We start from the raw sequence: 22444 nt of genomic DNA, 5'->3' as shown, positions 1-22444 counted from the left end.
TATGAAATTCAGTAATGTAGAAACATTTGAATTCATTCGTAATATTTACGGAGGTAGTGATGTAATTCCCTTACACGAACCGAGGTTTAGAGGAAATGAAAAATTATTTGTTAACAATGCTATTGATTCGACTTTTGTGTCTTCCGTAGGGGCTTATGTAGATAAATTTGAGACAATGATTGCCTCAATTTCTGAAACTGAAAGAGGAGTTGCTGTTGTAAATGGAACAGCAGCTTTGCAAGTTGCTTTAAAAATTGCCGGCGTTAATCAGGGGGATGAAGTTATTACACAAGCATTAACTTTTGTTGCTACAACAAATGCAATTAGTTATAATGGAGCAACACCTGTTTTCATTGACGTTGATTTAGATACAATGGGTTTATCTCCTAATTCTGTTAATAATTTTTTATTAGAGTTTGGTGAATTAAGAGATGGAAAGTGTTTTAATAAAAAAACAGGACGTAAAATTTCTGCTTGTTTGCCCATGCACACTTTTGGTTTTCCGGTACATTTAAATGAATTGATTCAAATCTGTAATCAATGGAATATACCACTTGTTGAAGATGCGGCGGAATCACTTGGATCACTCTATGATGGTAAACCAACTGGAAGTTTTGGTGAATTAGGTGTATTTTCTTTTAATGGTAATAAAATTGTCACTGCTGGTGGTGGTGGTGCGATTGTTTCTAAAAATGTTGAATATGGTGCTTATGCAAAACATTTAACTACCACTGCAAAAATTCCACATCCTTTTGAATATGCTCATGATGAGGTTGGCTATAATTTTCGGATGCCTAATCTGAATGCGGCGCTTGCTTGTGCTCAATTGGAACAATTGAAAGGATTTATCGAAAGTAAGCGCAAATTAGCGGAACAGTATGATTCTTTTTTTAATAAACAAGGAATTAAATTCAGAAAAGAGTCTGAGAATGCCAGAGCAAATTATTGGTTAATGTGCATAGAATTAGAAAATAAGAATGATCGAGATTTATTCCTGAAAGAATCAAATTCATTAGGGATAATGACTAGGCCAATTTGGCAATTAATGTATAGATTACCTATGTACTCAGATAATTACCGAGATAGTCAAAAAAATGCAGAATTTTTGGAAAGTAGAATTGTAAATATTCCTAGTAGTGTTATATAAAAAGGGAAAAATTTTAGTAGGGTATTCTGGACATGGATTTGTTGTGGCTGAAGCTTCGCAAGATTCAGGTGAAAAACTGTTAGGATATTGTGATGTTGCAGAGAAGAATTTTAATCCATTTAATTTGGATTTCCTAGGTAACGAAAAGGATGAAAAATTAAATACGTATTTTAATTCGTGCGAATTTATAATGGGCGTTGGGGATAACCGAATAAGAGAAAACATTTATAGTACATTAAAAAATAATGGGGCTAAAATATCTACAATAATTGATCCAAAGGCGGAGGTTTCATCTTATGCTCAAATCGGAAACGGAAGTGTAATTTTAAAAAGGGCAATTGTTGGCACACTTTCAACGCTTGGCAAAGGTGTAATTGTTAACTCGTCGTCTATTATTGAGCATGAATGTGTGATTGGTAATTTTGTGCACGTTGGACCAGGAGCTGTACTTGCGGGAAATGTTTCAATTGGGGATCGGAGTTTTATTGGAGCTAACGCGACAATTATTCAAGGAGTTTCCATAGGGAAAGATGTGATAGTTGGTGCCGGATGTGTTGTTATTAAAAATATTTCAGATGGCCAGAAGGTCGTTGGAAATCCTGCAAGAGAGTTATGAACAAACATGTAATTATTATCGCGGAAGCTGGTGTTAATCACAATGGGGACATTGAATTAGCTAAAGAATTAGTAAAACAAGCCGCATTAGCGGGAGCTGATTATGTAAAATTTCAAACATTTAAAGCTGACAAATTAGTAAGTAAATCAGCTCAAAAGGCTGAATATCAATTACAAAATTCAGCTAATGGAGAAAGTACTTCTCAATTTGAAATGCTGAAGGCATTAGAGTTATCTGTTGAAGATCATTATATTTTAATTGATGAATGTAAAAAATATAATATTAAGTTTTTGTCAACGGCTTTTGATCTTGAAGGATTAGAATTTTTGAATACATTAGGAATCGATTTTTTCAAATCGCCGTCCGGGGAATTAACGAATCTGCCATATTTGATTAAAATGGCAAAAATGGGAAAGCCAATAGTAATTTCTACTGGTATGGCAAATTTAGACGAGATTAGTGCCGCGATTGGAGTGTTTGAAAAATACGGTATTTCGAAGTCACTAATTACTGTTTTACATTGTAATACAGAATATCCTACACCCATGAATCATGTAAATCTGAAGGCAATGAATCAGATTAAAGATATATTTAAAATTTCAATTGGGTATTCTGATCATACGCTAGGGATAGAGGTTCCAATTGCAGCGGTTGCCTTAGGAGCAAAGATTATTGAAAAGCATTTTACCTTGAATAGATTACTACCTGGGCCTGATCATAAAGCATCACTTGAACCGTCAGAATTAAAGAAGATGGTTCAATCAATTAGGAATATAGAACTTGCAATTTCTGGAAGTGGGATTAAAGAGATAAGTCCTAGTGAGGAAAAAAATATTACCATAGCGCGTAAAAGTTTACATTTAAAACACGATTTGCCTAAGGGGCATATAATAAGCGAAAATGATTTAATTTCACTTCGTCCAGGAAATGGTATTTCACCAATGGATATTGAGCGGGTGATAGGGAAAGAATTACTCATTGGCAAAATAGCAAATGAGATTTTAAATTTAGAGGATATAAAGTGAGAATAGGTGTATTAACTAGCTCTCGTGCAGACTTTGGTATTTATCAATCTTTGTTAGATCAGATTATTGAAGATTCATTTTTTGATTTAACAATTATTGCTTTTGGTATGCATTGTTCCCCAATTTACGGAGATACAATACGTGAAATCAAGGCAAAATACACATGTAAAATTGATACCATTCCCTGTCTATTGGGGTCGGATGATATTCCGTCTATTACCACTTCTTTTGGTATTACCGTATTAAAATTTGCTGATTATTGGGCAGTAAATTCTTACGATATTGTAATATGTTTAGGAGATAGGTTTGAAATGACCGCCGCTGTTCAAGCAGGATTATTAGCAAATATTAAATTTGCTCACATTCATGGTGGTGAAACTACTTTAGGTGCTTTAGATAATATTTTTAGACATCAAATTACGCTTGCTTCAAAATATCATTTTGTTTCTACTTCTATTTTTGCAGAAAAGGTTGAGGAATTAATAGGTAAAAAAGATGGAATATTTTGTGTAGGATCAATCAGTTTAGATGGTATAGAAGAATTTGAATTTACCCCGGAGAAAGAATTGAGAGATAGTTATAAATTCCCCAATGGGGAATATATATTAGTCACCTTTCATCCAGAGACAGTAAATAATTTGGACTTAGAGATACAACTCAAAGCGTTAATTGATGCGTTTGAAGTAGTTATAAAAAAATATAATATAATAATTACTATGCCCAACGCAGATGCTGCGGGCTCTCGCATAAGGTCTTCATTTATAGAGTTTAATCAAATTTTTGATGGCAAAGTTCTTTTGGTAGAAAGCTTTGGGAAAAAGAATTATTTTTCAGCCATGAAATATGCCAAGCTGTTGGTTGGTAACACCTCAAGCGGTATAATTGAAGCAGCATCATTGGGTAAATTTGTATTAAATATCGGGGATCGTCAAAAAGGGAGGGCTCAGAGTGGTAACGTTATTAATGTTGGTTTTGAAAACATTTTAGAAGGGTTTCAACAAGCTTTGATTGAAGATTCTTATTTGGGAGAAAATATTTATAAAAAGAGTAATGCAGTCGAAAAAATAGTTTTAGAACTAAAAAAAATTAATGAGGCACTATAAGGAACATTTGGTTGCTGAAGGCACATCTATTTTAGAAGCTTTGAGAATAATGGATAAGTTAGCCGAAGATGCTTTTATTTTCATAGTTGACAAAGATGATAGATTATTAGGGTCTCTAACTGATGGTGATGTAAGAAGAGCATTAATAAAAGGTTTGGATGTAAATAGATCTGTAAATGAAATTTTACAAACAAAGCCAAGGTTTATTAGGAAAACAGATTTTGATGTAAATCAAGTTATATACCTCAGGAATAATTTATTTAAAATTATTCCGATTCTTGATGAAAATGATGTTGTAATAAATGTTATCAATTTTAGTCAAGTAAAATCTTACTTACCTCTTGATGTTGTAATCATGGCGGGAGGAAGAGGTGCGAGGCTTAAACCATTGACAGATATAACACCTAAACCCCTTTTAAAAGTCGGAGAAAAGGCTATAATTTCTCACAATTTGGATAGATTACTTTATTATGGTATTGACGATTTTTGGATTAGCGTCAATTATCTAGGCGATCAAATTGTCAGTGCAATTGGGAAAGGGGAGGATAAAAATTTTAATGTTGATTATATCTGGGAAAAAGAACCATTGGGGACGATTGGCTCGGTCTCTTTAATAGATAATTTTAAACATAATTGCATTCTAATTACGAATTCTGATATATTAACAAATTTAGATTACGAAGATTTTTACTTGAAATTCATTGAATCGGGGGCAGACTTTGCCGTTGTAACGATTCCATACAAAGTTGACATTCCTTATGCTGTACTTGAAACAAATGGGAATGAAATTCTTAGTTTTAAAGAAAAACCTAGTTATACATATTATTCCAATGGTGGAATTTATCTCTTAAAAAAAGAAGTTTTAAATTTGATTCCTTATGCAGGTTTTTTTAATGCAACTGACCTGATGGAGCGCTTAATCGAAAATGGTAATAAAGTAATTTCCTATCCTTTGAATGGGTATTGGTTAGACATTGGCAAGCCTGATGATTACGAAAAGGCGCAAAGAGACATCCATTTAATTAATTTAAAATGAAATTAGTCGTGCTTATACCCGCAAGAGGAGGCTCAAAGGGTGTTCCGGGTAAAAATATTAAAGTATTAAACGGCAAGCCATTAATTCAGCATACAATTGATGCGGCTCGGGAAATTTGTTCTGATGTGGATATTCATGTTTCATCTGATGAAGTTCAAATAATTAATGTTGTTTCTAACTTAGGCCTTAAAGTACCATATATTCGTCCAGCAGAATTAGCAACAGATGTTGCGAGTAGTTTTGAGGTCATTCAACATGAAATCGCATATTTGGAGTCAATTAATTCTAATCCAGATGTATTGATTTTATTACAACCAACTTCTCCTTTTCGCAAAGGAAAACATATTCTTGAGGCATTGGCTCTTTTTGATCGATCTTGTGATTTAGTTGTATCTGTAAAAGAATCCAAATCGAGTCCGTATTTTAATTTGATGGAAGAAGATAAAAATGGATTTTTGATAAAGTCAAAGCCAAACAATTTTACTAGAAGGCAAGATTGTCCTCCTGTATTTGAATTAAATGGAGCCATTTACATTTATAATTTGGAAAGTTTAAAAAAAGGGGGGGCGAATGGGATTAAGAAAATCAGAAAGTATGTTATGGATGAGATGAGCTCACATGATATTGACACTATGTATGATTGGCAAATAGCAGAGTTAATAGGAATAAATATTAAAGCATGTTAAATGTAAGGTTAATACCAAGGTTAGATATAAAAGGCCCGAATTTAGTTAAGGGTATTCATTTAGAAGGTCTTCGAGTTTTAGGCAAGCCAGAAGTTTTTGCTAAATATTATTATGAAAATGGAGCAGATGAGCTGTTTTTTCAAGATACAGTCGCAAGCCTATATGATCGAAATAGTTTGCAAAGTATAATTACAAAAACTGCAAAAGAGATATTTATACCATTAACAGTTGGAGGAGGTTTAAGAACTATTGAGGATATAAACAATGCATTACGTTCTGGGGCAGATAAAGTAGCAATAAATACCGCTGCAGTAAAAAATCCTGAATTTGTGAGGCAAGCTGCAACTAAATTTGGATCTTCAACAATTGTCGTAGCACTTGAAGTAATTAAAGAAAGAGATGGGAATTACTATGTCTTTACAGATAATGGAAGAGAGTATTCTGGTCTGGAGGCTATTTCATGGGCAAAACAAGTAGAAGAATTGGGTGCAGGAGAAATAGTAATCACCTCTGTTGATAAAGAAGGTACAGGAGAGGGGTTTGATATTGATTTAATAAATAAAATAGCTTCAAATGTCAATATTCCTGTAATCGCACATGGCGGAGCGAAGGATTCTCTTGATGTAGTGAAGGCTGTAAAGGAGGGCAAAGCTGATGCAGTCGCAGTGGCATCCATTTTACATTACGCTGCCATGAAACATATAGAAGATTCAAATGAAGATTATCAAATAGAAGGTAATACTTCCTTTATGGCAAGCGGAAAAACCCCTAAGCACATTTTACCTACAGATTTGATTAGATTAAGAGAGGGGCTAATCACGGCGAAAATTCCAACGAGAAAATAAATATGACTATCAATAATAAAACTATTTGTATCGTCGATTATAAGCTAGGTAATTTATTTAGTGTAAAACAGGCTTTAGAGAATATCGGGTTACATATAATTATTAGCTCAAACCCTGAAGAGATAAAAAATTCAGATGCGCTGGTATTGCCTGGCGTTGGATCATTTAAAGATGCAATGAATAATTTAGATCAACTTGGGTTAATTGACCCAATTAAAAGTGCAATAAATGAAGGTAAGCCTTTTTTGGGAATTTGTTTAGGCTTGCAATTGCTTTTTAGTTCAAGTGAGGAGTTTGGGGAATGTACTGGTTTAGATATAATAAAAGGTAAAGTAAAGAAATTTCCCAATCAGACCATAGATGAGATAGTATATAAAGTCCCCCAAATAGCTTGGAATCAAATTTATGAAGGGAAAAGTTTAACATGGAAAAAAACACCTTTGGGCTCTACCGAAAATGCAGAATACATGTATTTTGTACATTCATATTATGTGCAGCCAGAGGAAAATGTTGGGCTAACATATACTACATATGGCTCTTGTGAATATGTATCAAGTATTTTAAAAGAAAATATTTTTGCTTGTCAGTTTCATCCAGAGAAAAGTGGAGAAAAAGGCTTGGAAATATATAAAAGGTGGGCAGAATTAAATAATATCAAATAATAATATGGGACAAGAATTAAGAGAAGCTTTTTTTGGACTTCCTCAAGAAGTCAAATTTTGCAAAAAATGTGTGATGAGTAATCAAAGGCCAGCTTCAGCGGTGGAATTTAAACACACAAAAGACAGTAAAAAAGTAACGTTGAATTTCGACGATGAAGGTATCTGTGATGCTTGCAGAACTGGGGAACAAAAAGACTCTATTAATTGGGGTATGAGAGAGGAGGAATTATTAAAGCTTCTAGATAAATACCGGTCTAAAGATGGTAGCTATGATTGCTTAGTTCCAGGAAGTGGAGGAAAGGATAGTGCTTATCAAGCACATGTGCTAAAATATAAATATGGCATGAATCCATTGACATGCACATGGCCACCAATTTTATATACTGAGTATGGATATCAGAACTGGAAAAATTGGATTGACTCGGGTTTTGATAACATTTCATTTAATCGAAATGGTCAAGTAATGAAATTGTTGACTAAGTTATCTATAGAAAACTTATATCATCCATTTCAGACTTTTATGTTAGGTCAAAAAAATTTGGCACCAAAAATTGCAAGTAGATATGGCATAAAACTAATTTTTTATGGTGAAAATGAAGCCGAGTATGGTAATCCAATCGCAGATAATAATACATCTTTGCGAGATAAGTCTTATTATAGTTTTAATAACTTAGATGAGATATACTTAGGTGGAGTATCAATTAGAGAACTAAAAGAAAAGTATAATGTCTCTCAAAATGATTTAATGAGCTTTTTGCCTGCTGATGCAAAAGAACTTGAAAAATCAGAAATTGAGGTTCACTATTTAGGATATTACTTGAAATGGACACCTCAAGAGGTTTACTATTATGCTGTAGAGAATACAGGATTTAAAGCTAGGCCATTTAGAACTCAAGGTACATATAGTAAATACAATAGTATAGATGATAAAATTGATGATCTACACTATTATACTACATTTATTAAGTTTGGGATTGGTCGAGCAACATATGATGCCTCTCAAGAAATAAGAAATAAACATCTTACCCGCGAAGATGGAATAGCTTTAGTAAATAAGTTTGATGGGGAATTTCCAGATCGCTATTTTAATGAGGTTATGGAATACTTAGATATAGATCCGGATTATTTTAAAACAAAATTGACTGATAAATTTAGGTCGCCTCATTTGTGGGGGAAGGACGAATTAGGTAATTGGCAATTAAGACATACCGTTTCTAAAAACGGGTTAGATGATTAGTTGGTAGTGAGTGCATTTTTAAAAGATTTAATCAAGGTATTTAATTTTGTTAAATATTTATTTTCAGTCAATGAAAAGAAAAATCTAATACATTCAGAGGTTCTTTTCATTTGTGGGGACTCGAGTCGAACCATTTTAATTGAAAATAAAAGATATTCCCACTTAGTTGATACATTAAATGAAAAGCTATTTTCATTAAATATTAATACTCTTACTATTGCATCGCCCCCAGCAATTATTTTTGGGGATGATGCTTTTGGTAATGTTCATTCAATAAATGGTTTATATTTTCGAGCGCGATTAGTCAAAAATATTTATTCCAAATTGTTGCGAAATTCCCAAGCTGGTAATGCCATTATGGGAGGCATGTGGGCTAATATTTTATCCAAAGTTCGACCTAAATTGATTATTGGAATCCAGCCTGAAATTGAGCTGTGTTTAATTGCGAAAAATAAGAATATCCCAATCTTCGATTTGCAACATGGGATACTTTCAGATGAGGGCTATTATGGTTTACAATGTCGAGAAAGGATTAATCAAGAAGGATGGCCCACATCCATTTTATGTTGGGATCAAAATAGTAAAAATTGGGTTGATAAGAATTGTAAAAATTTTGTTTCTTCAACTGTAATCGGAAATCCATGGTTAAATAGATTCTTAAACAAAAGTGAAAATGATACTGTAGTCAACAGTTTTTCAAACATTGAAAGTATAAAATTAACCGAAAATGGAAAATTTAGTATTTTGATAACTTTACAATGGGGGGCAGAAGAGCAGAATATACAAGGTGCAATTTTAGGCATGCCTCAACAGTTAGTACAAATAGTGAAGGAAACAAGTAATATTTATAATTGGTTTATTCGGATACATCCAATACAAATACTAAATCTAGGCAAAGGGGAAATATTTGAAAATTTGTGCCGGTCTTTTAATGGTTTTTATAATATAAATTGGGATTGGGCTACAGATATGCCTTTGCCAATTGTACTTAGTAAAATGCAATTACATTTAACCTCCCATAGTGCTTGTACGATTGAGGCGTCTTATTTTAATATTAAAACAGGGTTGTTTAATAGTAACTCCAAGATGCTATATGACTATTTTTCTAATCAAATTAAGGAGGGAAACGCAGAGATTGTCGAACTAAGTACACTAAATGATTGGATTAAGAAAAATTTCGAGGATTTAAATACGCAAATAGTTAATAAGGGTTCTGAATTTGAAAATTTCTTAGATTTGGTAATTTCGATTGTTAGAAAAAATTGAAATGGCAAAAGTTTCCAAAGAATGGTTTTCAAATATTTATATAATTCAACTTTTTTTGTTGGCATTCTTGCCGGGTTCAATTTTGTTTGTAAGTCCTATTGCAAGAGCATTTTTTTATTTATTGCAATTATTGTTTTTCTATTTTGGGCTTAAAATTTCGATTGCAAACAAGAATGGTGTTTTTTTGAATTATTATTGGTTGTTGATTTTATTTTCTGTTGGGTTTTCTTTGTCTGGGTTGTTATTAGGGCAAAATGATATAAGTTCTTCAATTTTACTCTCATATATTAGCTTCATATTCTTAATCATTAATTCAGGCTTATTCTTTTCAAATTTGCAATCTTTGAAACTTGAAAACTTTAAATCTATATTTAGCTGGTTTATATTCATTTGTTTAATTATAGGAATTCTGCAATATTTTGGAATAATTGATTTTGAGTTTGCTCGTACTAAATATTTTGTTGCTGGGGAAGATAATAAAATTTTAGAGGCCTCTAGGTCGACATCTTTATTCATCGAACCTTCGGGGTGGGCATACTTTTATTCTCTATTTCTTTTTTATTCAATAAACAAGCAATCGAACAAGTTTTGGAGTATTTTGATTGTCCTGGCATCCTTGTTTTTAAGTAATTCAGGTTCAGGTTATGTTTTTGTCATTTTGCTCTTAGGTTATTGGTTTATTTTTTCTAGATCAATTCCAATTCTCATTAAATTGGTTGTTGTTTCTGTTTTCATTTTTAGTATAATTTATATCGGTTATAGTCAATTTGAACTTATTGATAAATTATTTTTCAGAAAGGATTATCGAAATGTCGCCCCAGCTTTAACTCTCACCTATTTATTAAATGAGACTCCAGAGTCTTTAATTTTAGGGAATGGAATCTTTTCTCTACTCAAATTTACTCCTCAATTGGATTTAGCTGAATACGCTCAAACAACTACTAACTTCTACGTAGATGTTTTATTTGAATTGGGGTTATTTGGTTTATTTGGAGCCTTAATATTCCTCTATAAATCAATTCGAATGTCATTTATTTATTTTATCATTTTATTGGTATTTATATCTCAATTTGGGTATAGATCTTATTTAATTCCATTCACTTTATTTTTGTTTTGGGTTACTCAAAATACAAAATTGAATAAAGGTACAAATGCATAAATTTTCATTGTTGGTTTCACATTATGATAGACTTTTTATAGTTGAAAATCCAATTTGGAAATATTTGGCAGATCCTTTTATTTTAATTTCAGAGGAAAATAAACTCGTAGTTTTAGCAGAGGAGTTTGATCGGTTTAAGAAAAAAGGGGAATTAATATCCATAACAATTACTGGATTTTCTACAAACGAATTATTCGTCTCAAAAAAAGTATTGATTTCTGAGGATTTTCACCTTTCTTTTCCTGCTCCTTATTTTGTAGAGGGTGAATTTTATATTCTTCCTGAATCTTCGGAGATAGAAAAACTTTTACTCTATAAATTGGATATTCCGAATCTTAAAATAATTAAGAAACTTGATTTAAGTGAAGGCCATTTTGTAGACCCGGTTATTTACTCAGATGGTCAGTCGAATTATTTATCATGGTATACAGGTTCAGGCAATTCTGATGGAATCACCGTTGCTCAAAAAATTGATTTGTCGAAATTTTTGAATGGGGAGTTTATTTATGACTCATTTAAATGTAAAAAACTTTCTGATTATAGGGCTGCGGGCAAAATTAATTTAAATGGATATAGGCCAGCACAATCTAGCGAGACTTTTTATGGTGGAGGTTTATTTTTTGAAGAAAATTCAAAGTATAATTCTGTTTCAATTTTAAATAATATTAAGACACCACCCTCCATACTTAGCAAAATTAATACAGAATTATCGCACCATTTTGATATTAATGGTCATTCATGGTGCATTGATTTTTGTTTAAAATCCTATACGCATTTTTCTAAAAATGTAATTCTCAAAAGACTGAATCTCGATTCTCTCGGAAAGGAAATAAAATTCATTAATATAAATTAGTATTTCTATGGGAGTAACAATACTTAATGATTTCCCAACTAGCTATTTTTTTAAACCATTTTCTGATTGTTCGGGTATAAATTTGGTTTCCCTATTTGAACACTCTTCAATAAGGAATAAGGATTATTATACGCTTAATTCCCGTGTAACTTCATTAAATAAACAGTATGAATCTAATTCAAATTTTAGTCGATTAGTAACATTATATAGGCATAGAAAATTATTTAAAGAAAAGGTCTGTATACCTGGATGGGATTATTTTGAATATTGGGTGATTGTTTTTTTAATTAGGCCAAAATATGTTTCAATGATATTTGAATCAACTATTTATGAATCAAAGTATACAGGAATAAACGGGTTTTTAAAGTTTTTGTTTTTGAGTAAAGTTGATTTAGTATTTGCGCCCGGTATTCCACATCAGAATCTTTCAGAAAAACTGGGATTCAGAAAAGAGGTATATATTACTGGGGGGGTTGGATGGCATAATTGGTTTAATTTAGCAATGGTAAATAGAGAAATTGTTGAGGAAATTACCAATATACTCTATGTAGGCAGGCTTTCTGAAGAAAAAGGTGTCACAATGATTCTAGATTTGGCTGAAAATTTCAGCAATTTTCACTTTCAAATTGTTGGCTCTGGGCCTTTGGAAGATAGCTTAAAGGCTAGAATTTTAGATAATCAAATCGATAACGTGGAACTCGTAGGATATGTAAATAGTACAGAGCTCGAGTATTATTATAAAAATAATCAAATACTAATAGTTCCATCAGTATCAGAAGTTTGGTGTTTAGCAATTGAAGAGGCACTTCATTTTCAACTACCTGTTTTAATTTCTGATATGGTTGGATGTCGAGAAGATTTAATTGAAAAATTTGATTTAGGCCTTGTATTCAAATCAGGAAATTTAGATGATCTAATTATGAAATTCGGATTAATTTCCAGCAGGTCTAATTATTCTAAGTTGGTTGGGAATATTTCTTCATGTTCCTTCAAGCAGATTAATAAATATTCGCATTTAGTTGAGAAATTAAAGGATGCAGAATGAAATAAAAGTTGCATTTATTACGTCAGTCTCTCATAGGGAAGGGGCATTTTATGGAGCTGAGACTAGTTTGAAATTTTTATTAAACGAAATCAAAGACGCAAATCCGTCAATTAAATTTGATGTAATCTTACGCAAATCATTTTTGCCTTGGAGAAATAATTCCACTGCTGATATATTGGTAATTGCTAAATTCTTTGAAATAGAGACATCGCAAATAAAAGAAGCTTGGATACCATATGTAACTTTTCCAATTGAGAGACTTTCAATTAAATCATTTATTCGATTTATAAGTACAAACATGATTGAGCCCTTTTTTAGGACAACAATTAATAATTTATTAATTGGTTATGATTTTGTTCATATAAATAATTCGCACTTATATTTAACCGGGAAAGCTCTTAAGTCTAAAAAGGGGAATGTTAGTCAGCATATTCGCGATTATATTCATTATCCAAGTTGGATGTCTAATTGTGCAAGTAAATATTTTGCTATAGATGATACTACATTTAATAGTATGCCTTTTATTTATAAATCAAACGGTTGGAAGTTATTAAATCCTTACCAAAAAAAGGAAATTATAAAATTGGATTTTGAGCTATCAGAAATTAGGGGAAATTATAAGTTTGTTTTTTGCATAGTCGGAGCATTAATTCCAATAAAAGGGGTCGATTATGTGATTAAAGAATTTATAAAAATTAATAATAGTAACTGCTGCCTTGTAATTGCTGGAGGTTATCATGAAAAGGAATATTTCACTTATTTGAAAAAATTGGTAAATGGCGATAGCCGTATTTTTTTTATTGGCCAGGTTGGCGAAGTCGAGCAAGTGTATAATATTTCAGATTTTAATATAAGAGGCGATGATCGATTTTGCATTGGGAGGACAACAATCGAATCATGTTATTGGGGTTTATTAAATATTTTACCCAAAAAAAATTCAGATAAAATTGTTTTTGAATCTGATAATGTAAGTAAATTGATTGAAGAGCGTAGTACATTTTATGATGCCAGAATTGGAGGAAGTTTGTCAACTGTAATTAGAAAAATAATTGCTGGAAGTATCCATAAGCCAAAACCTCAAAGAGTGATCACAACTGAAAAAAACACCTCTTTTTTCCTTCAAAAGATATTAAGTTAAAAATATGATTATTGCACTTTTCAAATCAACATTTGAAATCCTTAAAAAGAATTATTACAAGGCCCAATTTGAGCCCACAATTTTATCTATTTTTATTAATCCTAGTTATTTTATTAGACGTGATTTATTTAACAATATTTCAATCTTAGCTTTAAAAATTCAAGGCTCATTATTGGATTTTGGCTGCGGAAGAAAACCTTACCAGAATCTATTTACTAATTCATTTAGCTATATTGGATTAGATTTGGATCATAGTGACAAATTAAAGAATAATGTATTTGCGGATTTGTTTTATGATGGTGTAACGATTCCAATTGAGGATTATACAATTGATAATATATTTAGTTCAGAAACATTTGAGTTGCTGCCAGATCCCAATCAGATTCTTTGTGAATTTAATCGGATATTAAAACCAGGCGGAAAATTATTAATAACTGTTCCATTTGTTTGGGAAGAGCATTGGAGGCCATATGATAATGTGAGATATACAGAAATTGGAATAAAAAATCTCCTTCAAAATAATGGGTTTGAAATTCTTGAATCTCGAAAATCAACTTCATATTTTGCCTCCGTTCTCCAATTGTTCATTACTTATTTGTGGAGGGTTGTATTTCCGAATAACAAATTATTGAAAGGATTATTTACAATATTATTGATTTCTCCATTTAATTTATTAGGTATAATTATTGATTTTTTTTCTCGGAAAAATTCAGACAGTTATTTCTATCTTAATACAGTCGTTTTAGCACATAAAAAAAATTAAGTGCGCCCTGGCCTTCTTTTTTTCGGAGAACTTTCACCACGAACTATTCACGGCTCAAGTATTTCTAGTACGATTAATCTAGAAATGTTGGAAGGGCGATACCATATAACGAAAGTAGAGGAATTTGCAGACTTAAAGTATCATGGTCAAGTTTCTTTGGGGAAACAAATTGCATTTATTCGAGCTTTTCTGAATTTTTTGCGTCAATTATTTCGCAAAAGATATGCAGTGTACTATGGGGTATTATATCTTTCCTTCTTTGGAATGCTTAAAAACCTTCTGATTGTTTTAAGTTATAAATTATTAAACTTAAACGGTCGAGTTTATTTGCATATACATCGAAGTGATCTTAGTTGTTTTTTGGAGCGCTTTAAAAATCGCTACCTTTTTAAACTGCTCACTAATCTAGTTGACCAATTCATAGTCTTATCTGAAATGCAGGTTACTGAATTGAATGGAATGGACATTTACAATGTTTCTTATCTTCCGAATTGTGTTGAAAAGGAATTAGTCCCTGATTTAAATTCAATGCCTAATAGTAAAAACTTTTCATTTCTTTTTTTAAGTAATTTTTTAGAGAAAAAAGGTCTTTTAGATTTAATAGATGCAATTAGTATTGTAAATGAGAAGCGAAGTGCACCTGTTTTTTTTGAATTAGTGGGGAACTATTCGAATGAGATTTCGAAAGAGAGACTACAGGATTTAGTCAAAAATAATCCGTATGTTCAAGTGGGTAATCCTGTTCAAGGAATGGATAAATTTAAGGCAATTCAAAGAGCAGACGCTTTAATACTACCTTCATATAATGAAGGGTTGCCATTAGTATTGCTCGAATCACTCAGCCTAGCAAAACCAATATTGATTTCTCCTGTCGGATATATTACAGAGGTATTGGGTAATAATTATCCATATTTTATTGAGCCAGGCAACATAAGTTCCATTGTTAATCGAATCAACGACTTAGTTGATAACTTTTCGATAAATCTTAAGTCTGAAATGTATCAATTATATAAGCCCTATAGTTTAGAAACGCATAAGCGCAAATTATTTCAAATATTTACAGAATGAAGGTTTCGCTAATTACTGTTTCCTTTAATTCCATTGAAACTATCCAAGAAACGATAGATACGGTTAAATCACAGTCTATTCTTGGTGATATTGAATATATTGTAATCGATGGGAATTCTACGGATGGTACTAAGGAATTGCTTGCTAACGAAAGGTGTATATCGAAATTTATTTCTGAAAAGGATTACGGTATTTATGATGCCATGAACAAGGGGCTAAGAATTGCAACTGGTGATATTGTTGGATTTATTAATTCGGATGATCTTTTACTGGAAAGCCATGTGATTGAGAATATTGTTCAGGCATTTATAGATTACAATGCTGACGTCGTCTATGCGAATCTCTTTTATGTCAAACGAGAGGATCCGAGTATAATTGTTAGAAAGTGGAAGTCAAAAAAATATTTTAACCGGTTTTTTGAATTTGGCCATGTTCCGCCACACCCCACTTTTTTTATTAAAACAGATCTGTTAGATAAGATAGGCTTATTTAATACTAGATTTAAGTTGGCTGCAGACTATGAATTTATGTTGCGAACCTTAAAAATTCAAAATTTAAGGGCGCACTATTTAGACAAGTATACTGTAAAAATGAGATTAGGTGGCGCAACAAACTTAAGTTTTGGCAATATATTTAAGCAGAATATTGAAATACTGAAAGCTTGGGAGATAAATGGACTGAAGTCCCCTTATTATTTTTTACCTATTCGGATTTTGAATAAAATCTTACAATTTTTTTAAATTAAGCAGATATGAGTGATAAAAAACGCGTTCTGCTTACAGGATCTTCAGGATTTTTAGGTAAATATATTCGGGATGAATACATTTCTGAAGAACTTGAGATTCTGAATCGAATTTCACCTGGAGACCATATTCTTGATTTGTCGCAAAATGTCCCCAAATTTTCTCATCGTTTTGATTTAGTTATTCATAATGCTGGTTTAGCCCATACCGCTTTTGGAAATTTTTTTGAAGTAAATGTCCAGGGGACACGTAATTTATTAAAGGGTCTGAGTAAATCACCACCCAATTATTTTGTATTTATTAGCAGTGTTTCAGTTTATGGACGAATTGAAGGCGAGTATCTAAGTGAAAAATGTCCCGTTCTTGCGACTGATGAATACGGGATGAGTAAAATACAAGCTGAGGCTGAAATTATGGAATGGTGCCAATATCATCAGGTTTGTTGTACTATTTTAAGACTTCCACTGGTCGTTGGGCCTAAACCGCCTGGGAACTTAGGATCCATGGTTTATGCGATTAAAAGGGGTTTTTACGTAAATGTATCAGGCGGTCAGGCAAAAAAAAGTATGGTATTAGCAGGAGATGTAGCTAAATTTATTTTACCTGCTTCGCGTATTGGAGGGATATTTCATTTAACAGATGGGGAACACCCAACCTTCTATCAACTTAGCCATGTAATTGCTCGGCAATTAAATAGAAAGGGAATATGTTCTATCCCCTTCGTACTAGCAATGTTAATGGCTCGGATTGGTGATTTATTTGGAACAAATGCTCCTTTAAATTCAGATAAACTGATTAAGATTACTTCAAATTTAACATTTGATGACTCTTTGGCAAGAGAAAAATTCGGATGGACACCAAGGTCAGTGCTTGAAAATTTTAAGATTTAGTTAATTGAATACTTTAAACCTAGTTGGCCGCCGATCGAGTTATTAATTTGCTCCCCTTGATCAAGTCCAATAACAATATTAGTTATCAAACGTGTCATAAATATTTTTTCTAGCTTCAGTGAAGCTGAAAGCTGTGGGATGTATGAAATAAATCTTGAACTAGGGTAATTCGTCCCATCCTGAATATAACCATGTTTCGATTGGGATAGTCGCATCATCCAATTAATTTCGGCAGGTAATCGACCTCGAACCGCAAGATAAAAGGATTTAAGCGCATTATATCGGAAAGAAGTAGTACCTCCTTGACGCGTTTCTGCATCGATTACAATTATAGGAGTGCCAATCCCTTTTTTCCAATAGGCCCACCCACCACTAGCACCATTGTTAAAGTAGTTTTCCGTTTCAGGATAATGGGTATCGGTAAGTCCAAGGACTTTGGCAAGGCTCGCAACATACAGTCCTTGATTTGCTGTACTTAAATATTCAATGGCAATATGTTCAAATAAGCCATGATTTTTTAATTGCACAGAAGCCCCCCAAATTCCATCATCTGAAGTAGTTAACGAAGCAACTCTTCCTGTTTCATAGGCAGTCTGTTTGTAAAGTAGAATTTTCCCCCAATTGGGCTTTATTTGTATTGCTAAATCAATCGATCCTAAGTGATTCCCATATTGATTTAATGCATCATACCAGGACGTATTTTTATCTGTAGAGACAATTGTTCGATCTTTTAATGCTGTGACTACATAAAAGTAGGCATTTAGACTTGAGGGGTAATAATCAAATTGGCCACCTTTTTCTTTGGCTTCTCCTCCCCAAAATACCTGATGATTTAGTCCCCCAAAAAGATTTATATGTGCATTTGGTTTACCTAATCTACCATATAAGGATTTTTGATGTAAATAAGCATTGATAGTTGGTCCCTGATTATCAAACCAACCATGCGAATAGGTCATGTGCACTCCGAGCCATCCTTTGGCAAAATTCAAGTAATCACGCGTTCCAAGTTGGATTTTTGGCATTGGTACCGCATTACCTGACCAAGCATAGAATCCGCTAGTCATTGTCGTATCTCCCAATCCATATACCTCTTTTCTTCTACCTGCCCAAAGTTCCCACTTTCTCCATCTTCCACTGAGGTAAGCTTGTGTTAGCCAGAAATCATTCCGTTTGCCCGTCCACCCGGTTGCTTCGACCTCATATTTCCAATCGTACTTTTTCTTGAGATTATAGTTCTTACCATTCCAAGCGCGCAATACTAAGCCTGGGTTTTCCATGGGTACAGAACCATATTGCAAACTGCGCATCCAGAAGGGCGTGACACCTGCATCTGAAACGATGGCTTGAGCTTCAACTGTGGTATGAATACTTGTATCAGGTGAAACTATCAGCGAGCTGAAGAAGGTAAGTAAGATACTTAATGTCATCTTGAATTTGGGTAACAAGGTAAAAGTACGGAGTTTTATCTGAATTTATCAAACGGTGTTTAGCGAACGGCTGGATGTTTATCCTCGAATGGCGATTTCCATCTTTTTTAACAATTTTTCTGGGCCCAATTGGGATTAACTAAAATTTCTCCTATTTTTGCAGTCCCGTTACCCTACGGGCAATTGAGGTGGATTAGCTCAGTTGGTAGAGCATCGGACTGAAAATCCGTGTGTCCCCGGTTCGAGTCCGGGATCTACCACTTCAATTTTTGAAACCCCTGCTTTTTGAGTAGGGGTTTTTTTGTGGATTACATTTGGCCTATTGTTTAGGATGTTTTACCGCTAAATACATGATTTTCTCGATAGTTTTTGAGATATTTATGTTTTAAATGATTTCCAATCTTTTATTATAAAGTGTTATGAGTCATACTAGGTATACCGTTTTTGATAATAATATCATAAGCGATGTTTTTGGCGAAGAAGTGGTTTTGGTTAACCTTGAATCAGGCGTATATTATAGCTTACGGGGTTCTGCCACTCAAATTTGGATTCGATTAGTTTGTCAGTATGCAATCCCAGAAATTATTACGGATTTACTGAACATATATCAAGTTGCTGAGCAAGATTTGAAGGTAGATATTGATCAGTTTATAAATCAACTAATTGATTTTAAAATTATTAAGATTACATCTGATTCAACCAGCAAGCCAATTGAGGTTATTTTAAATACCACATTACTTAAATATACTTCTCCTATTTTGGAGACATTTTCTGACATGCAAGAAATTCTTCTTCTTGATCCTGTTCACGATGTTGATAAAGCGGGCTGGCCCATTAGTAAAAATTTAGACACCCAGTCCTAATCGATACCATGGGGGGTAAAGACTATTTTTATGAATCAGTATTTAAAATAACTGATGATGTTTTCAATTTCAGTTCAGCAATTGAGAAACGATGTATTTTAGTTGCGGGACTATCAATCGAATGCCGATTTGCTGGTGACGCCCTCCTGCCCGTTATCATACCTGCCTTAGAACATCTATTAGTTGATGCAAGTGAAGGACATCCGTCCTATAAAATTGATATTTGGGATAGTGAGTCTACTCAAATGGAATTCCCCACATCACCCTGCGGTATCGATGAAATTCTAGTTCGGGGAGAACTCGAAGGGTTTATTTCTGACCGTTTTGAGGCTGCATTTTTCACACATGCCCGAATGCTTACAGTTATCGATCATGATCTCAAACGTGGTGTCGTATGTTTAGCAACTAGTTTAGATATTCCTGCCTTCGAACTTGCGTGTCCTTTAAGGGGAATTTTAAGTTGGATTTTACGTCAGAATGACACTGCTATGATTCATGCTGCATCAGTAGGCACACCCGATGGTTGTGTATTAATTGGCGGTAATAGTGGTGCAGGAAAATCATCAACAGCACTTAGAGGGCTAGCTGGAGGTTTATACTATTTTGGTGATGATATTTGCGCGATTTCAAATAGGCTAAATAGTCCAAAAGTCTATGGAATTTATTCTTCTGGAAAAACATTTAGTTCAGATTTAAAATTATTCCCAACCTTAAAATCATCTGTTCATAGTCATTTTGAGGAATTTTACGAAAAAGAAGTTTACTTCTTTAATAATCAATTTCATGCGCAACTTCCCCAATCAGGGGAGATTAAGGCAGTTGTTATTCCACATCAGGATGCTTTATTAACCATTGGTTTTCAAAAAATACCCTATGCAAATGCATTAAGTGTCATGTGCTCCTCCACAAAAAATTTACTTCCGAATGCTGGGAATGAAATGTTTCACATATTAGTATCAATTTTGCATCAAGTTCCTTGTTATCGGTTTAACTTGGGCAATGACCCAAGCCTTATTGCTGATTCATTAGCTCTTTTTATTTCGTCTTTGAAACCATCTCATCGCTAAAATGAATGATTATTTTAAGCCAAGAGAAGGTCTTCATGCGCTTCATGTGGATTTACATATTAGATCTTGTAAAATTGCATTCTTAGGGAATAGTATTACTGCTCAAAAAGAAGGATATGCATATCAATTAGCTAGTCAAATCAACGACTATTTCCTGCCTAATCATCAATTTATCTATGCTGGAATAGGGGGAGTAGGTTCTTTAGCATCTTGTTTTTTAATGAATGACTTTGTAGTCCGTTATAAACCCGACATCTGTTTTGTTGAATGTACGGTCGCTGACATTGGGTACGCCACGCCACCTCAATATATAAAACCAGCCGTAGAAGGTATTATTCAAAAACTTATTGCATCATCTACTCAAATTTGTTTTCTGCACCTTTTTAATACCCATACTTCAGCTAATCGAGCTGATGAAATCATTGAGGATTATGAAGAAGTATTGGCTGAATATAAAATACCATCCATTAATGTGCGTGAAAAAATTTGTGCGGGAATACGTAATAGCGTTTACCATCAAGCAGATATTCTTTATGATGGCGTGCACACAACCAAACAAGGAGCAATAATCTATGCAGAGGCAATCATGGATGCTTTCATCCCCATGTTAAGCCTTAAGACGGATTTGCGGAATCTCCCGGATTTAAATTTTTCTAGTAAATTTAGATATACACAAATTGTCTTACCTGAAATATTGCTTTCTGAAACATCGCTTAATCTAGTTAAATCAAGATTTAGAGGCTTAATTAAGTATGTTCAAATAGACAATGAATATGTATTTAAAGCCTTATTGACAGATGGGGTCATAGTCGGGTTTTTTATCATTGCAGATGATTCATCAGGCGTATTACATGTTTCTTATGAGGAGAATTCATTGAATATTCAAACTTATGATCAATGGTGTCATAAGGAGCGCATTCAGGCAGTTATACTTGATGAGCCAGTTGCGGAATTTCAAGATCTCAATATTTCATTATCCAGATTAGACAGAGCAGAAAGAGGGGCAAATGGATCTGCGAATGAGTATAGACATTTAGGTAGTTCTTGGAAATTAATAGGTTTGATGGTAGCATATACGCAAGAACCGACCGTTAAAACAAAATTATGGTAAACGAAAAACAGGAGCCAATCGTAAGCGTCATTATTGCGACGTTGAATGCAGAGAAATACCTCGAGGAGGCCCTCAACAGTATTTTGAATCAGACGTATCAAAATTTTGAGATTTTGATTATTGATGGGGGGTCAACCGATAATTCCCAAACAATTGCTAGCACATTTCCGCGCGTATCTTTTATCAAACAACAAGGATTTGGACTCTTTGATGCATGGAATCAAGGTATAAAAATGTCTAAAGGGCAGTTTGTCGCTTTTTTAGATAGTGACGATATATGGGAGTCTAGCACCTTGACAAATCACATGAATGCTTTATTAAGCGATCCTTCCAAAATAGGTTCTGTTGGCCATGTTAATTTCTTCATTGAAAAAACACAAACTCCGCCTCCTGAATTCAAGTTGGCTTTATTAGAAAAATCTCATCTAGCCTATATGCCTGGATGTTTTATGGGGCGTAGGGAAATTTTTAATCGAATTGGTTATTATGAGACAGAATGGAAAATAGCGAGCGATATTATTTGGTTTGGTAAAGTCAAAGAATTAAATGGTGAGATTTGCTTATTAGATCACGTGGTGTTGAACAAACGAGTTCACAAAAATAATATTTCATATAATTCGGTCGATGAAGATATTTATGGTCGTGAATTATTAAAATTGTTGCATCTTAAGTTGAAATCCAGACGGGAATAAGA

At 33.3% G+C, this 22444-nt stretch carries 23 protein-coding genes and 1 tRNA gene; 23 read left to right on the top strand and 1 reads right to left on the bottom strand.

The features are described from left to right. The first annotated feature begins 1 nt into the window (after position 1). From U0R10_RS06855 to U0R10_RS06770, 18 genes are all read left to right on the top strand, one after another. A complete protein-coding gene (locus U0R10_RS06855; protein WP_377983217.1) occupies positions 2 to 1147 on the top strand; it encodes a LegC family aminotransferase in 1146 nt (381 codons plus the stop codon). Continuing rightward, on the top strand, positions 1137 to 1763 hold the full coding sequence (locus U0R10_RS06850) for an acetyltransferase (protein ID WP_377983216.1): 627 nt from the start codon (positions 1137 to 1139) through the stop codon (positions 1761 to 1763). The genes U0R10_RS06855 and U0R10_RS06850 overlap by 11 nt, the downstream gene beginning before the upstream one ends. Beyond that, positions 1760 to 2788: an N-acetylneuraminate synthase gene (gene neuB / locus U0R10_RS06845; RefSeq protein ID WP_377983215.1), complete on the top strand. Its 1029-nt coding sequence runs from the start codon at positions 1760 to 1762 to the stop codon at positions 2786 to 2788. Before U0R10_RS06850 ends, neuB begins: the two co-directional genes overlap by 4 nt. Then, positions 2785 to 3891: a UDP-N-acetylglucosamine 2-epimerase gene (neuC, locus tag U0R10_RS06840; protein ID WP_377983214.1), complete on the top strand. Its 1107-nt coding sequence runs from the start codon at positions 2785 to 2787 to the stop codon at positions 3889 to 3891. The genes neuB and neuC overlap by 4 nt, the downstream gene beginning before the upstream one ends. Continuing rightward, positions 3878 to 4927 (top strand): nucleotidyltransferase family protein, encoded by a 1050-nt coding sequence (locus U0R10_RS06835; RefSeq protein WP_377983213.1) that lies wholly within the window; start codon positions 3878 to 3880, stop codon positions 4925 to 4927. Before neuC ends, U0R10_RS06835 begins: the two co-directional genes overlap by 14 nt. Beyond that, entirely contained in the window at positions 4924 to 5613 is a 690-nt protein-coding gene (locus U0R10_RS06830) for an acylneuraminate cytidylyltransferase family protein (RefSeq protein ID WP_377983212.1), read from the top strand. The genes U0R10_RS06835 and U0R10_RS06830 overlap by 4 nt, the downstream gene beginning before the upstream one ends. Beyond that, positions 5607 to 6458, top strand: a complete 852-nt coding sequence (hisF, locus tag U0R10_RS06825; protein ID WP_377983211.1) for an imidazole glycerol phosphate synthase subunit HisF — start codon at positions 5607 to 5609, stop codon at positions 6456 to 6458. The genes U0R10_RS06830 and hisF overlap by 7 nt, the downstream gene beginning before the upstream one ends. A gap of 2 nt (positions 6459 to 6460) precedes the next feature. Then, the gene (hisH, locus tag U0R10_RS06820; protein ID WP_377983210.1) at positions 6461 to 7120 is read left to right on the top strand and encodes an imidazole glycerol phosphate synthase subunit HisH; all 660 of its coding nucleotides are present in this window, start codon (positions 6461 to 6463) and stop codon (positions 7118 to 7120) included. A 4-nt stretch (positions 7121 to 7124) separates the two neighbouring features. Beyond that, the gene (locus tag U0R10_RS06815; RefSeq protein ID WP_377983209.1) at positions 7125 to 8357 is read left to right on the top strand and encodes an N-acetyl sugar amidotransferase; all 1233 of its coding nucleotides are present in this window, start codon (positions 7125 to 7127) and stop codon (positions 8355 to 8357) included. Positions 8358 to 8363: 6 nt separating this feature from the next. Then, on the top strand, positions 8364 to 9623 hold the full coding sequence (locus U0R10_RS06810) for a hypothetical protein (protein ID WP_377983208.1): 1260 nt from the start codon (positions 8364 to 8366) through the stop codon (positions 9621 to 9623). A 1-nt stretch (position 9624) separates the two neighbouring features. Then, positions 9625 to 10782 carry a hypothetical protein gene (locus U0R10_RS06805; RefSeq protein ID WP_377983207.1) on the top strand — a complete coding sequence of 386 codons (1158 nt, stop codon included), beginning with the start codon at positions 9625 to 9627 and terminating at the stop codon, positions 10780 to 10782. After that, complete coding sequence (locus U0R10_RS06800; RefSeq protein ID WP_377983206.1) at positions 10775 to 11635, top strand: glucosamine inositolphosphorylceramide transferase family protein; 861 nt, start codon at positions 10775 to 10777, stop codon at positions 11633 to 11635. Before U0R10_RS06805 ends, U0R10_RS06800 begins: the two co-directional genes overlap by 8 nt. Positions 11636 to 11642: 7 nt before the next feature. Further along, positions 11643 to 12680 carry a glycosyltransferase gene (locus U0R10_RS06795; protein WP_377983205.1) on the top strand — a complete coding sequence of 346 codons (1038 nt, stop codon included), beginning with the start codon at positions 11643 to 11645 and terminating at the stop codon, positions 12678 to 12680. After that, complete coding sequence (locus tag U0R10_RS06790; protein WP_377983204.1) at positions 12670 to 13818, top strand: glycosyltransferase; 1149 nt, start codon at positions 12670 to 12672, stop codon at positions 13816 to 13818. Before U0R10_RS06795 ends, U0R10_RS06790 begins: the two co-directional genes overlap by 11 nt. Before the next feature lie 4 nt (positions 13819 to 13822). Continuing rightward, positions 13823 to 14581 (top strand): class I SAM-dependent methyltransferase, encoded by a 759-nt coding sequence (locus U0R10_RS06785; RefSeq protein WP_377983203.1) that lies wholly within the window; start codon positions 13823 to 13825, stop codon positions 14579 to 14581. Between the two features lie 84 nt (positions 14582 to 14665). Continuing rightward, the gene (locus tag U0R10_RS06780; protein ID WP_377983202.1) at positions 14666 to 15649 is read left to right on the top strand and encodes a glycosyltransferase family 4 protein; all 984 of its coding nucleotides are present in this window, start codon (positions 14666 to 14668) and stop codon (positions 15647 to 15649) included. After that, positions 15646 to 16389 carry a glycosyltransferase family 2 protein gene (locus tag U0R10_RS06775; RefSeq protein WP_377983201.1) on the top strand — a complete coding sequence of 248 codons (744 nt, stop codon included), beginning with the start codon at positions 15646 to 15648 and terminating at the stop codon, positions 16387 to 16389. The genes U0R10_RS06780 and U0R10_RS06775 overlap by 4 nt, the downstream gene beginning before the upstream one ends. Before the next feature lie 11 nt (positions 16390 to 16400). After that, positions 16401 to 17282, top strand: coding sequence for an NAD-dependent epimerase/dehydratase family protein (locus tag U0R10_RS06770; RefSeq protein ID WP_377983200.1), 882 nt, complete (start codon positions 16401 to 16403; stop codon positions 17280 to 17282). Here the strand turns inward: U0R10_RS06770 and U0R10_RS06765 are convergent. Beyond that, the gene (locus U0R10_RS06765; RefSeq protein WP_377983199.1) at positions 17279 to 18709 is read right to left on the bottom strand and encodes a capsule assembly Wzi family protein; all 1431 of its coding nucleotides are present in this window, start codon (positions 18707 to 18709) and stop codon (positions 17279 to 17281) included. The two genes, U0R10_RS06770 and U0R10_RS06765, sit on opposite strands and share 4 nt — an antisense overlap. 187 nt (positions 18710 to 18896) lie before the next feature. Between U0R10_RS06765 and U0R10_RS06760 the strand changes: the two genes are divergently transcribed. The 5 genes from U0R10_RS06760 (at position 18897) to U0R10_RS06740 (ending at position 22442) form a co-directional block, all read left to right on the top strand. Beyond that, positions 18897 to 18969, top strand: a tRNA-Phe gene (locus U0R10_RS06760). 159 nt (positions 18970 to 19128) lie between these two features. Continuing rightward, positions 19129 to 19572, top strand: a complete 444-nt coding sequence (locus U0R10_RS06755; protein ID WP_377983198.1) for a PqqD family protein — start codon at positions 19129 to 19131, stop codon at positions 19570 to 19572. Positions 19573 to 19580: 8 nt separating this feature from the next. Next, positions 19581 to 20639 carry a hypothetical protein gene (locus U0R10_RS06750; RefSeq protein WP_377983197.1) on the top strand — a complete coding sequence of 353 codons (1059 nt, stop codon included), beginning with the start codon at positions 19581 to 19583 and terminating at the stop codon, positions 20637 to 20639. 1 nt (position 20640) lies between these two features. After that, complete coding sequence (locus U0R10_RS06745) at positions 20641 to 21750, top strand: SGNH/GDSL hydrolase family protein (RefSeq protein ID WP_377983196.1); 1110 nt, start codon at positions 20641 to 20643, stop codon at positions 21748 to 21750. Further along, positions 21744 to 22442 (top strand): glycosyltransferase, encoded by a 699-nt coding sequence (locus tag U0R10_RS06740; protein WP_377983195.1) that lies wholly within the window; start codon positions 21744 to 21746, stop codon positions 22440 to 22442. The genes U0R10_RS06745 and U0R10_RS06740 overlap by 7 nt, the downstream gene beginning before the upstream one ends. Positions 22443 to 22444: the final 2 nt, after the last annotated feature.

The sequence above is a fragment of the Aquirufa avitistagni genome, from assembly GCF_042715545.1.
Classification (GTDB): domain Bacteria; phylum Bacteroidota; class Bacteroidia; order Cytophagales; family Spirosomataceae; genus Aquirufa; species Aquirufa avitistagni.
The sequence above is the reverse complement of the archived record's forward strand: the minus strand, read 5'-3'. Positions and strand labels throughout refer to the sequence as shown.